The sequence below is a fragment of the Kitasatospora nipponensis genome, from assembly GCF_039528135.1.
Taxonomy (GTDB): domain Bacteria; phylum Actinomycetota; class Actinomycetes; order Streptomycetales; family Streptomycetaceae; genus Kitasatospora; species Kitasatospora nipponensis.
The window spans coordinates 1-12,620 of the sequence record NZ_BAAALF010000085.1 but is presented as its reverse complement, the minus strand read 5'-3'; the positions used below and the strand labels follow the sequence as shown (position 1 = coordinate 12,620).

The 12,620-nt window shown below is 74.4% G+C and carries 7 protein-coding genes; 4 read left to right on the top strand and 3 right to left on the bottom strand.

The genetic code is table 11. The features are described from left to right. Positions 1-136: 136 nt before the first annotated feature. Positions 137-1,801 (top strand): MFS transporter, encoded by a 1,665-nt coding sequence (locus tag ABD323_RS22480; protein WP_344443691.1) that lies wholly within the window; start codon positions 137-139, stop codon positions 1,799-1,801. Between the two features lie 48 nt (positions 1,802-1,849). Beyond that, positions 1,850-4,525, top strand: coding sequence for a valine--tRNA ligase (valS, locus tag ABD323_RS22475; RefSeq protein WP_344443689.1), 2,676 nt, complete (start codon positions 1,850-1,852; stop codon positions 4,523-4,525). 134 nt (positions 4,526-4,659) lie between these two features. Here the strand turns inward: valS and ABD323_RS22470 are convergent, their stop codons facing one another. Beyond that, positions 4,660-6,693 carry an Ig domain-containing protein gene (locus tag ABD323_RS22470; protein WP_344443688.1) on the bottom strand — a complete coding sequence of 678 codons (2,034 nt, stop codon included), beginning with the start codon at positions 6,691-6,693 and terminating at the stop codon, positions 4,660-4,662. 333 nt (positions 6,694-7,026) lie between these two features. Here ABD323_RS22470 and ABD323_RS22465 point away from each other — a divergent pair, with 333 nt between their 5' ends. Then, a complete protein-coding gene (locus ABD323_RS22465; protein WP_344443687.1) occupies positions 7,027-7,584 on the top strand; it encodes a VanZ family protein in 558 nt (185 codons plus the stop codon). Positions 7,585-7,622: 38 nt separating this feature from the next. Here the strand turns inward: ABD323_RS22465 and ABD323_RS22460 are convergent, their stop codons facing one another. Both ABD323_RS22460 and ABD323_RS22455 read right to left on the bottom strand, forming a co-directional pair. Next, positions 7,623-8,795, bottom strand: coding sequence for an amidohydrolase family protein (locus ABD323_RS22460; protein WP_344443686.1), 1,173 nt, complete (start codon positions 8,793-8,795; stop codon positions 7,623-7,625). Positions 8,796-8,799: 4 nt separating this feature from the next. Then, entirely contained in the window at positions 8,800-10,323 is a 1,524-nt protein-coding gene (locus tag ABD323_RS22455) for a type I glutamate--ammonia ligase (protein WP_344443685.1), read from the bottom strand. A 427-nt stretch (positions 10,324-10,750) separates the two neighbouring features. Here ABD323_RS22455 and ABD323_RS22450 point away from each other — a divergent pair, with 427 nt between their 5' ends. Continuing rightward, complete coding sequence (locus ABD323_RS22450; protein ID WP_344443684.1) at positions 10,751-12,526, top strand: 3-hydroxyacyl-CoA dehydrogenase family protein; 1,776 nt, start codon at positions 10,751-10,753, stop codon at positions 12,524-12,526. The last annotated feature ends 94 nt before the right edge of the window (positions 12,527-12,620 follow it).

The following is a 12,620-nucleotide window of genomic DNA, read 5'->3' as shown; positions in this document are numbered from 1 at the left end:
GCCACCGCGCTCCCCCCCGCGCCGGTCCGAGCCGGGGGGGGCGGCGCGGCGGTTCGCCCGGGCTGTCCGGGCAGTCGGGGACGTCGGCACGAGCCGGCTCGGCGCCCCGTTCGGACCAGAGGAGGACCGGGCGCACATGAGCGTTCTGCAACGGATGTTCGTCCCGAACGAGTCGGCCGCGCCGTCGGCGCTGGTCGTCGGACCGCCCAGGCGGCTGCGGGGCAACGGCACGCTCTGGATCGCGACCGCCTTCGCCCTCGTGCTGGGCCTGCTGTGGGCCCGGTACCTGTCCGGCGTCAACGCGGACAGCGCCGCGCAGTGGGCGTGGGCCGACTTCGCGGCGAAGCACCCCGACTCGGCGTACGACCTGGCCTGGTACGGCGGCATCCACCCGGCCTCCTACAGCCTGCTGACGCCGTATCTGATGGCGCTGATCGGGGTTCCGGCGGCGGCGGTGGCGGCCAGTACCGTCTCCACCGCGCTGCTGGCCGTGCTGGTGACACGTTCCAGCGTGCACCGGCCGCTGCCGGTGGCGCTGTGGGGCGCCTTCGCGCTCACCTGCAACGTGGCGGCCGGGCGGGCCACCTTCGCGCTCGGCTGCATGTTCGGGCTGGCGGCGCTGGTGGCGGCCCGCACGGCGGGGGGAGCCGCCACCGCGGGGACCGCGCGCTCCCTCGGGTGGCAACGGACCGCCGCCGTGGCCGCGTTCTCGCTGCTCGCCACCGCGTCCAGCCCGGTGGCCGGGCTCTTCGTCGAGGTCGCGGCGGCCGCGATGCTGCTGACCGGCCGGCGCCGCACCGGCTGGGCGCTGGCCGTGCCGCCGCCGCTGGTCGTCCTGTTCACGACGGTGCTCTTCCCCTTCGACGGGGTCGACCCGATCTCGGTCTCCACCGTGGTGATCTGTCTGCTCTGCTCGCTGGCGGTGGCGCTGCTCGGCCCCGCGTCCTGGCGGGAGGTGCGGATCGGCGCCGGGGTCTACGGGCTCGGCTCCGTGCTGACCTGGGTCTTCGACACGCCGATCGGCGGCAACGTGCAGCGGCTCGCGCTGATCTTCGGCGGGGTGCTGCTGCTCGCCGCGCTCTGCGCCCGGCCGAAGCGCTCGCGCCGTCAACTGGCCGCACTGCTGGTCGTCTTCGTGGCCAGTGGCTTCTGGACGGTGAAGGCGGACATCATCGGGATCCCCGACCGCTCGCCGGCCGGCCAGGGCACCGCGCTGATCGCCGAGCTGGACCGGCTGCACGCCGACCGGGCCCGGATCGAGGCCGTCCCGATGCTCAACCACTGGGAGTCCTGGGGACTGGTCCGCGCGGCCGAGCTGGCCCGCGGCTGGAACCGTCAACTGGACGTCCAGCGCAACCCGTTCTTCTACGACCACACCCTGGACCCGACCAACTACCATGACTGGCTGCGGCGTTGGTCGGTGGCGTACGTCGCGCTGCCGACCGGCCCGGTCGACTCCGGCGGGGTCGAGGAGGCGGCGCTGCTGCGCACCGCGCCGCCCGACTACCTCCAGGAGGTCTGGCGGGACGACAACTGGCGGCTGTTCCGCTTCACCGACGCGGTCCCGCTCGCCGCGGCGCCGGTCACCGTGGAGCGGGCCGGCTCCGCCGAGGTGGTGCTCACCGTCCCCACCGCCGGCCCGGTCGACGTGCGCATCCCGTGGTCCCCCTGGCTCACCGCCCACGGCCCCGCCGGCGCCTGCCTGACCCGCGACGGCGACTGGATCCGCCTCACCGCCCCCACCCCCGGCACCTACCGCATCGGCACCGGGTACAGCTGGCCGCGCGGCACACCGTGCTGAGCCGGCGAGGGGAAAGTCGGTTGCGCCGACTCGCTAGTATCAGGATGCATGACGACTCCCTTCTCCCCCTCCGGCGCACCTGACAAGCCCACTCTCGACGGCCTCGAGGCCAAGTGGGCCGGCCGCTGGGACGAGCAGGGCGTATACGCGTTCGACCGAACGGCCGAGCGGGAACAGGTCTTCTCGATCGACACCCCGCCGCCGACGGTCAGTGGCAGCCTGCACGTCGGGCACGTCTTCTCGTACACACACACCGACGCCATCGCGCGGTTCCAGCGGATGCGCGGGCGCAGCGTCTTCTACCCGATGGGGTGGGACGACAACGGGCTGCCGACCGAACGGCGGGTGCAGAACTACTTCGGCGTCCGCTGCGAGCCGTCGCTGCCGTACGACCCGGACTTCACCCCGCCCGAGAACCCGGGGAAGCAACAACTGCCCGTCTCCCGGCAGAACTTCATCGAGCTGTGCGAGCAGCTGACGATCGAGGACGAGCAGGTCTTCGAGAGCCTGTGGCGCCGGCTGGGCCTGTCGGTCGACTGGCAGCACACCTACCAGACGATCAGTCACCGGGCCCGCGCGGTGTCCCAGTCGGCCTTCCTGCGCAACCTGGAGCGCGGCGAGGCGTACCGCTCCGAGGCGCCCACGCTGTGGGACGTCACCTTCCGCACCGCCGTCGCGCAGGCCGAGCTGGAGGACCGCGAGCGGCCCAGCGCCTACCACCACCTGCTCTTCGACGGCGCCGACGGGCAGCGCCGGGAGATCGCCACCACCCGGCCCGAGTTGCTGCCGGCGTGCGTGGCGCTGGTCGCGCACCCCGAGGACGCCCGCTACCAGGGACTCTTCGGCAGCACCGTGCGCACGCCGGTCTTCGGCGTCGAGGTGCCGGTGCTGGCACACCGGCTGGCCGATCCGGAGAAGGGCACCGGACTGGTCATGGTCTGCACGTTCGGCGACACCACCGACGTGGTCTGGTGGCGCGAACTCGACCTCGCCACCCGCTCGGTGCTCGGGCGCGACGGGCGCTTCCTGGCCGAGCCGCCGGCCGGCCTCGACTCCCCCGCGGCGAGCGCCGCCTACGCCCGCCTCGCCGGCGCGACCGTGCACACCGCCCGCGAGCGGATGGTCGAACTGCTGCGCGAGGCCGACGCGTTGGTCGGCGAGCCGCGTCCGTTCAACCATCTCGTCAAGTTCTACGAGAAGGGTGACAAGCCGCTCGAGATCGTCACCAGCCGGCAGTGGTACCTGCGCAACGGCGGCCGGGACGAGGCGCTGCGCGAGAAGCTGCTGAACCGGGGCAAGGAACTCGCCTGGCACCCCGACCACATGCGGCACCGCTACCAGGCCTGGGTGGAGGGCCTCAACGGCGACTGGCTGATCAGCCGCCAGCGGTTCTTCGGCGTGCCCGTCCCGCTCTGGTACCGGCTGGACGCGGCGGGCGAGGTGGTCGGCGAGCCGATCGTGCCGGACGGATCCGCCCTGCCGGTCGACCCGAGCAGCCAGGTCCCGCCCGGCTTCACCGCCGAACAGCGGGACGTGCCGGGCGGGTTCACCGGCGACCCGGACGTGATGGACACCTGGGCCACCTCCTCGCTCACCCCGCAGATCGCCGGCGGCTGGTCCTTCGACGACGACCTGTTCGGCCGGGTCTTCCCGATGGACCTGCGCCCGCAGGCCCACGAGATCATCCGCACCTGGCTCTTCTCCAGCGTGCTGCGGGCCGACCTGGAACACGGCGAACTGCCGTGGCGGCACGCCTCGATCAGCGGCTGGATCCTGGACCCCGACCGCAAGAAGATGTCCAAGTCGAAGGGGAACGTGGTCACCCCGCTCGACCTGCTGGAGCAGCACGGCTCGGACGCCGTCCGGTACTGGGCGGCGACCGCCCGGCCCGGCACGGACACCGCCTTCGAGGTCGGCCAGATGAAGATCGGCCGCCGGCTGGCGATCAAGATCCTCAACGCCTCGAAGTTCGTCCTGGGCCTGGGCGCCGGCGCACCGGACGCGGTGGTCACCGAGCCGCTGGACCGTGCCCTGCTGGCCCACCTGGCGGGCGTGGTCGAGGAGGCCACCGGGCAGTTGGAGGGCTACGACTACGCGCGGGCGCTGGAGTGCGTGGAGCGCTGCTTCTGGGCGTTCTGCGACGACTACCTGGAGCTGGTCAAGGACCGCGCCTACGGGGAGGGCGGCGAGGCGGCGGCGGCCTCGGCGCGGGCGGCGCTCAGCCGGGCGCTGTCGGTGCTGCTGCGGCTGCTGGCGCCGTTCCTGCCGTTCGCCACCGAGGAGGCCTGGAGCTGGTGGCAGGACGGCTCGGTGCACCGGGCCGCCTGGCCGCGGGCCGAGGAGCTGCGCGCGGCGGCGGGCCTGCCGGCACGGGCCGAGGCGACCGGAGCGGACGCGGCCGGAGCGGACGCGGCGGCAGCCGAGGCGGACGGGCGGCCGGCCGCGATCGGTGATCCGCGGCTGCTGGAGCTGGCGGCCGAGGCGATCACGGCCGTGCGCCGGGCGAAGAGCGCCGCGCAGCTGTCGATGCGCGCCGAGGTGGCCCGACTGGTGGTCCGCGGCCCGGCCGGGACGCTGGCCGCGCTGGCCCGGGTGCTGCCCGACGTGCGCGCGGCGGGCCGGGTCCTGGAGGTCGTCCAGGAGCCGGTGCCGGGCGCCGGCCCGGACGAGGCGGACGGCACGGACGGCACGGACGGCACGGTCGAGTACCGCGTGGAGCTCTGAGCCCGAACGGCCGAACGGCCGAACGGCCTGACGACCGGAGGACCGACGACCGGACCGCCCGCCGCTGGCACCGGCGGGCGGCCTACTCGTTCGGTGGTGTTTCGTGCGTGGTGCCGGCGGGCGGGTACCGAGGATCAGTACTCGCGCACCGAGGCGTCGTCGATCAGGAACGCGGTGCTCGGGGTCGAGCCCGACTCGTGCGCGACCAGCTGCACGCCCAGCGTGGTGCCCCAGCCGACCTGGTTCAGGAACGGGGTCAGGTCCACGGACTGCTGCTGGTAGCCGGCGGCCGCGCCCTTGCTGCTCCAGGTCTTCACGGTGCCCAGCGGCTTCTGGGTGTACTGGTCGATGACGACCAGCGACAGGGTGTCCGGCGTGCTGGTGGTGTTGGTGGTCTCGGTGTCCAGCCAGAACGAGAACGACTCGTTCTGGTAGCCCGGGTAGTCGTTCACGTAGGTGGTGATCGAGTCGTCCTGGTCGGTGTTCTGGCCGAGCCAGGCGTACCAGCTGCCGCTGTGCGGCGAGTGCAGGCTGGAGGGGGTGACCAGGTTGTAGCCGTTCGGGCTCCAGGAGTCGGTCATCACGGTGTGGTCGACGTCGGCCGAGCCGTTCTCGAACCCGGGGTTGATGAGCTGCTCGATCGCGCCGCAGCCGTGCTGGCCGCCGGCGAACAGGCCCTCCCAGAAGCCGGTGCTGGCGCTCTTGCCGGCCGCGTCGGTGGCGGTCACGGTGATCCGCGTGTAGCCCGTCGTGGCGGCGGCGCTGCCGGTGATGACGCCGGTGGCGGCGTTGATGCTCAGCCCCTGCGGCAGGCCGGTGGCGCTGTAGCTGACCGTGGATCCGGTGTTGTCCACCGCGACCGCGGGGATCGAGACCGGCGTGTTCGGCGGGTCGGTGCGGTCACACATGGTGCTCAGCACGACCGGCGGGTTGGTGTGGACCGGGCCGGCGCTGGCGCCGACGCAGAGGTGCTCCTCGTTGGACCACAGGGTCTGCAGCGGGAACGAGCCGGTGGAGAGGTTCTCGAAGAAGAGCCCGCCGTTGGAGCCGTAGGGGATCCAGGCGCACTTGTCGGCGATCTCCTGGCCCGTGGCGTCGGTCCAACCACCGGGGGTGTTGGGGTCGGTGAGGGTCTCGGCGTACTCGTGGCCGCCGATGATGCCGTAGCCGTCCAGGCGGCCGCGCGGGGTGTTCTCGCCGAACCAGTTGGTGCCGCAGCCCGCCACGTCGGTCAGGTAGGGCATGTTGGTGTAGGCGAGTTGGCCGTACGAGGAGCGCTCGAAGTCGTGCCAGGCGCAGTAGCCGAGCTCGCGCCAGGTGTCGGGGTCGGTGCCCTGCGGCGAGTCGATGACGTACTGCACGTTGCGGTTCTGCGCCTCGGTGGTGTTGCCGAAGTGCGCGGCCGCGGCGGCGGCCTCGGCACCGAGCTGCGGCTCGGTGGCCGACTGCGGGGCCGGGGCGCCGTTGTCGACCCAGACGCCCGCGAAGACGCTGCCGGCCTTGGGGTAGGGGATGTGCGCGGCGCTGGAGGGGCACTGGATGGTGCCGGCCTGGATGCCCTCGCAGTACTGCGTCAGCACCCCGCTCCAGGTGTCGCCGGTGCTGCCCAGGCCCTTGAAGAAGTCCTGCTGGTACGGCACGGCCTGGTCGGCGTCGTGCGACATCACCACGTCACCGGCGGCGTTGGTGGACGGCGTGCCCCACTGGGAACCCCAGACGACCAGGTAGACCTTCGGCGGGCCGATGTCGACGCCGGTCGACTCCTGGCCGCCCTTGTAGGTCATCTGCAGGTCGTACTGGTTGGAGACGTACCCGTCGCCGTTGTCCCCGGTGCCGGGATCGGCGCCGTCCTGGAGCTGCGGGGTGACCCGGCCACCGGTCTTGGTGGTGGCGGCGGCCGGTGCCGGCCGGCTCGCGCCGAGCTTGCCGGCCACGGCCTTGTGCGGCGCGTCCTTGCCGGCGCTCTTGGCCGTGGCGGTCAGCGGGGTGCCCGGCTTGACCTGGATCCAGCCGTGGTCAGCGGTCTTGACCCAGCCGTCGGAGGCGGGGTGCGGGTCGGCGGAGGCGTTCAGCGGGCTCACGAAGCCCGCACCGGCCACCGCCACGACGAGTCCGGCGAGCAGGGCGCGCCTGCTGCGGCGGAACAGGCCGGGCCTGAGTCTGGTCACGTGACACAGTCCTTCTTCTGGTGGGGGAGCACCCGGGCCGCAGGCTGCGGACGGGTGGGTTACCAAGCGCGGATGGGCAGTTGCCAGGAAAGACGGCGGGTGGTGCCGGAACGGGCCGGTGGTACCGGCCGACGGCGGCACGGTGGGAGGCAGGGGAGGCCGACCGCTGGGAACTTTCGTGGAGTGCGGGCCACGCTGAGGTATCAGTGCAATGGCATATTGCACTGTTGTGGTGGAGCGCACAAGACTCAACGCAAGCGACCACGCCTCAACAGAGCGTCAGCAGGGGCGCCGCGGCGAACCACCCCCGCCCGCCCCGGCGTCCCTGTGGGCATGATCCAAGCCGTACTGAACGCGACCCCGCTCTTCTGGCCCGGCGTGCTCTGCTCACTGGCGCTGGCCGCCCTGTTCGCCCGGCCGACGGCCCGACTGCTGCGGGCCCACCGCGCGGTGGGGTTCCTGCTGCTGCTCGCCCTGGGTGCGATCGTGACGCTGACCCTGCTCCCGGACATCCGGTTCTCGATCACCGACAACGCCCGCTACAACACCACGGGGTGCCAACTGACCGGTGGCCCCAGGCCGCTCTCCGAGTTGTTGAGCCCCACTCAGAGCACCCTGAACGTCGCCCTGTTCGTGCCGCTCGGCATCACCGCGGCGCTGGCCGGCACCCGGCGCCGGGCCGCCGTCGCGGGGCTGACGGCGGCCACGCTGCCGTTCCTGATCGAGTTCCTACAGGGCGAACTCCCGGCGCTGGGACGGGCCTGCGACGTCCAGGACATCTGGGACAACCTCTTCGGCCTACTCATCGGCCTCACCCTGGGCCTGCTCACCGGCCCCTGGGCCCGCGCCGCCGTCCGCCGCCTGCGCCGCCCGGGCACCGACGCCGCTTAGGGACGCGGCCTACCGGTCGGCTGCCTCCGCCGCGGGCCTCAGAGGCCGTACAGCGCCCGGGCGTTGTCGGCGGCCAGCAGGTGGGCGAGGCGGGTGGCGTCGGCGGGGGTGCAGGCGCCGTCGGCCTGCCAGGCGGTGAGCAGGGTGGACAGGGCGTGGCGGAACTGGGCGGCGCCCAGCAGGTGGAGTTCGGGCAGGCCGTAGCCGTCGGTGGAGAAGAGCACCTTGCCGAAGGGGGCCAGTTCGAGCAGCTCGCCCAGGACGGTGGCGGCGCGGGCTCCGGTGTGGCCCAGGGTCAGACCGGTGTCGGCGTGGACGTGCGGGAAGGCCTGGGTGAGGTAGCCGGCCTGCCGGTGGTACGGGTAGGCGTGCAGCAGGACCAGCGGGACGCCGGTGGGCTCGACGGCGCGGATGAACGGGGTGAGCAGGGCGGGGTCGGCCTGGTGCAGGGTCAGGTCGGGGTCGCCGAAGCCGGTGTGGAGCTGGAGCGGCAGCGGTGGGGCGTGCTGGGCGCAGAGGTCGACGGCGGTGTGGAGCAGGTGGCGCAGCAGCACCGGGTCGGTCAGCCGGGCGGGCGGGCCGGCGGCGAGCAGGCGGGCGGCGGCCCGGACCGTCTCCGCGCGGGTCGGTGGCTCGGCGGGGATGGCGAGGCCGTGCCGGTAGGCGAGGACGGACTTGACGGCGATGGCGTCGGCGGCGGTGCGCTCGGCGGCCAGCGCCTCGCGCAGCGCCGCCGGCCAGTCGGCGGCGGCCGGCGCGCGGCCCGCCAGCGCCTCGGCGACGCTCTCCAGGCGGACCACCTCGCGCACGGCCGCACCGGCCGCGGTGGCCAGCTCCGGCAGCGGGAGCAGCGGGTGGCCGGCGGCGGAGGTCAGACCGGTGTCGACCAGCAGGGTGCCCAGGCCTGCGGCGGCGAGCAGCCGCCGGGTGGCCTCGGGCGGGCCCAGGGCGCGGCGGCGGGCCAGGTAGTCGGCCGCGGTGGCGTGCGCGGGCAGGCCGAGCGCGGGTGGGCACCAGCGGCGCACGGCCAGGCCGAGCAGGCTGTCGAAGCGCACGAACGGGCCGGCGCCGGGGGCCGGCGGCCGGTCGGACTCGGTGAGCAGGTCGCCGAAGGCCTCCGGCGGCAGGTCGGCGACCAGCACGCTGTGGCAGTGGTGGTCGAGCAGCGGCGGGAGGGGTGGACGTGGGCTCGGGGATGGGCCTGCCGGCACGGGATCAGTAGCGCCAGCGCGTGGCGGCGGCCAGCTGCTCGGGCGTGTGGTCGGCGAAGAGCTCGATCTCGGCCTGCCGGACCGCCAGCACGGCCTCGTAGAGCGGGCCGCCCAGCGCCTCGCGCAGCAGGCCGGACGTCCGGTACGCGGCCAGCGCCTGCGCCAGGGCGGCGGGCAGCCGCGGGACCTCGCCCTCGGGCAGCGCGGCCGGGTCGGTGGGGACCTCGGGCGGCAGGACCCGGCGGGCGTCCAGGCCGGCCAGGCCGGCGGCGATCACCGCGCCGATCACCAGGTAGGGGTTGGCGGCGGCGTCGAAGCACTTGAACTCCGCGTTGGCGGTGCCGGCCCCTTCCCCCGGCGGGCCGGCGATCAGGCGCAGCGCCGCCTCCCGGTTCTCCAGGCCCCAGCACTGGAAGGCGCCGGCCCAGCGCTGCGGCACCAGGCGCAGGTAGCTCGCCGGGCTCGGGGCGCCGAGGGTGAGCAGGGCGGGCAGCTCGGCCAGCGCGCCCGCCAGGAAGGACTCGGCCTCGGCCGTCAGCCCGTGGCGGCCGGGGCCGCCCTGGCCCAGGTTCTGCCCGTCGCGCCAGAGCGAGAGGTGCAGGTGGCCGCCGTTGCCGACGCCGTCGGGCTCGACGGCGGGGGCGAAGGAGGTCCGCAGGCCGTGCCGCAGGCCCACCGCGCGGATGGTCTGCCGGAGCAGCACCGTGGTGTCGGCCGCGTCCACCGGGTCCTCGGCGGCGACCGAGACCTCGAACTGGCCCGGCGCGTACTCGGGGTGGAGCTGCAGCACGGTCAGCCGCTGCTCGTCCAGGGCGCGCAGCAGCTCGCGCAGGTAGTCGGAGAGGTCGGCGAGGCGGTGCAGGCCGTACGCGGGTCCGTGGGTGGGGTGGACCGGCGGCTGCTCGGGCGGCCCGGCGAGCGCGACCACCCACTCCACCTCGATGCCGGCCCGCAGGCCCAGCCCGCGCAGCTCGGCGGAGCGGACCATCCGCCGGGTGAACTGCCGCTGGCAGCCGGGGTGCGGGGTGCCGTCCTGGGCGTAGCGGTCGGCCGGGGCCCAGGCCCAGCCGGGCTGCGCGGCGAGCCGGCAGAGCCGGGAGACGTCGGGGATCAGGCGCAGGTCGCCGACCGGGCCGCCGACGTGGTGGCCGGTGGTGATCGAGTCGTCGACGAGGAAGACGTCGAAGCAGGGGGCGGCGCCGACGCCCCAGGCCGCGGCGTGCTCCAGCCGGCGGACCGGGACGGACTTGACCCGGGTGATCCCGGCGTTGTCCACCCAGCTGAGGATCACGCCGTCGACGCCCTCGGCGCTGAGCCGGGCGGCGGCGGCCCGGGCCCGGGCGGCCCGCTCGGCCCGCGCCTCGGCGGTGAGCGGCGCGGCGGCGGCGAGCCCGACCCCGGCGGACCCACCGGACCCACCGGACCCACCGGACCGGCCGGCCTCGGCAGGTTCGGGCAGCCCGGTGTCATCGCCCGGCTCGGCGGGCAGCTCGGCGGGGTGGTCTGCCTCAGCGACGGTCGTACCCATACGACCCATGCTGCCCGCTGCGGTCGGGGGGCGAAACTCCCCGCAGGAGTGGTCCCGTCGATCACGGGTTGACGTTTCGGCGGCCGGCCGGCCGCCGAGCCGACCCCGTCACAACCCTTCCCTACCCAGCGGTAACTTCGCTACAGTGACCGCACGCACCACTGCCGGGCTTCGGGAGCCGCTCCGGCGAGGCGCCGCGCGTCACACGTGCGGCCGGTGCCGCTTCCCGGTCCCGGGCGATCACGCCCCAGGGCCGCTTCCATCCTTTTTTGCGCAGGGCGATGCCGCGGTACGGCCGGAGCGGACCGGCCCCGCGGCCGTCCGCGCCACCGTCATCCCTCCCGCCCGCGGGCGCCCACCCTCCTGCCTGTGCGCACCGTCGCGCCCGGCAGCGCGCTCGCGGGGACCTGTGACTAGGAGCTGGACAATGGAGCGTCCCTTCCCCACCGTCGCCGTGGTCGGCCTGGGCACCATGGGTGCCGGCATCGCCGTCGCCATCGCCCGCAGCGGGCGCCGGGTGATCGGCATCGAGGCCGACGGCGCCGCCGCCGACCGGGCGCTGGCCCGGATCGAGGCGGCCACCGCGCACGCCGTCGAGCGTGAGCGGCTCACCGCCGAGGACCGGGCCGCGCTGCTGGCCCTGATCACCGTGGGCGACCGGCTGGAGGCCGCCGCCGAGGCCGACCTGGTCGTCGAGGAGGTCCCCGAGCAGCTGGAGCTCAAGCGGGAGGTCTTCGCCGAGCTGGACCGGATCTGCCCGCCGCAGACCGTCCTCGCCACCGGCACCACCTCGCTCTCGGTGACCCGGATCGCCGCCGCCACCGCGCGCCCCGAGCGGGTGCTGGGCCTGCACTTCTTCAACCCGGTGCACGCCATGAAGCTGGTCGAGGTGGTCCGCACCGTGCTGACCGACCCGCAGGTCGCCGAGCAGGCGGCCGACTTCGCCCGCGAGCTGGGCAAGGAGCCGGTCGCGGCCGGCGACCGGGCCGGCTTCGTGGTCAACGGCCTGCTCTTCGCCTACCTCAACCAGGCCGCGGCGATGTTCGAGTCCCGCTACGCCACCCGCGAGGACATCGACGCGGCCATGCGGCTGGGCTGCGGCCTGCCGATGGGCCCGCTCGCGCTGCTCGACCTGATCGGCGTGGACACCGCGCGCACCGTGCTGGAGGCGATGTACGAGCAGTCCAAGGACCGCCTGCACGCCCCCGCCCCGATCCTGGGCCAGCTGGTCGCGGCCGGCCTGCTGGGCCGCAAGACCGGGCGCGGCTTCTACACCTACGAGGCGCCGGGCTCCTCCCGCACGGTCGCCGAGGCCGGGGCCGCCGCGAGCGCGCGGGTGGCCGGGCGCACGGTGCGCGAGGTGGGCGTCTGCGGCTCGGGGACGATGGCCACCGGCATCGCCGAGGTCTTCGCCAAGGCCGGTTACGCCGTCACCCTGGTCGCCCGCGGCCAGGAGAAGGCGGACCGGGCCAAGGCCCAGCTGGCCCGCTCGCTGGACCGCTCGGTGACCAAGGGCCGGCTCACCGCCGAGCAGCGCGACAGCGCGCTGGGCCTGGTCACCCCGACCGGGCAGCAGGCCGACCTGGCCACCGCCGACCTGGTGCTGGAGGCGGTGGCCGAGGACCTGACCGTCAAGCGCGAGCTGTTCGCCTCGCTGGACAAGATCTGCAAGCCCGGCGCGGTGCTCGCCACCACCACCTCCAGCCTGCCGGTGATCAGCTGCGCCACCGCGACCTCGCGCCCGCAGGACGTGATCGGCATGCACTTCTTCAACCCGGCGCCGGCCATGAAGCTGGTCGAGGTGGTCTCCACCGTGCTGACCGCCCCGGACGTCACCTCGACCGTGCTGGAGCTGTGCGCGGCGGTGCGCAAGCACCCCGTGGAGTGCGGCGACCGGGCCGGCTTCATCGTCAACGCGCTGCTCTTCCCCTACCTGAACGACGCGGTGCGGATGCTGCAGGAGCACTACGCCACGGTCGACGACATCGACACCGCGATGAAGCTGGGCTGCGGCTACCCGATGGGACCGTTCGAACTGCTCGACGTGGTGGGCCTGGACGTCTCGCTGACCATCGAGCGGGTGCTGCACCAGGAGTTCCGCGAGCCCGGCCTGGCCGCCGCCCCGCTGCTGGAGCACCTGGTCGCGGCCGGCTGCCTGGGCCGCAAGACGGGCCGCGGCTTCCGCGACCACGCCCGCCGATGACCGGCGACGAGCGCAGAGCGCCCGGCACGGCGGGCACCCCGGGCGGCGCCGGCGGGGTGCGCCGCGCGGTGCTGCCGCCGGCCGGCCCGCCGCG

Excerpts from the sequence above, each read along its gene's own strand:
- ABD323_RS22480 (WP_344443691.1), top strand. The coding sequence starts at position 137 with ATGAGCGTTCTGCAACGGATGTTCGTCCCGAACGAGTCGGCCGCGCCG.
- valS (WP_344443689.1), top strand. The coding sequence starts at position 1,850 with ATGACGACTCCCTTCTCCCCCTCCGGCGCACCTGACAAGCCCACTCTC.
- ABD323_RS22465 (WP_344443687.1), top strand. The coding sequence starts at position 7,027 with ATGATCCAAGCCGTACTGAACGCGACCCCGCTCTTCTGGCCCGGCGTG.
- ABD323_RS22455 (WP_344443685.1), bottom strand. The coding sequence starts at position 10,323 with ATGGGTACGACCGTCGCTGAGGCAGACCACCCCGCCGAGCTGCCCGCC.
- ABD323_RS22450 (WP_344443684.1), top strand. The coding sequence starts at position 10,751 with ATGGAGCGTCCCTTCCCCACCGTCGCCGTGGTCGGCCTGGGCACCATG.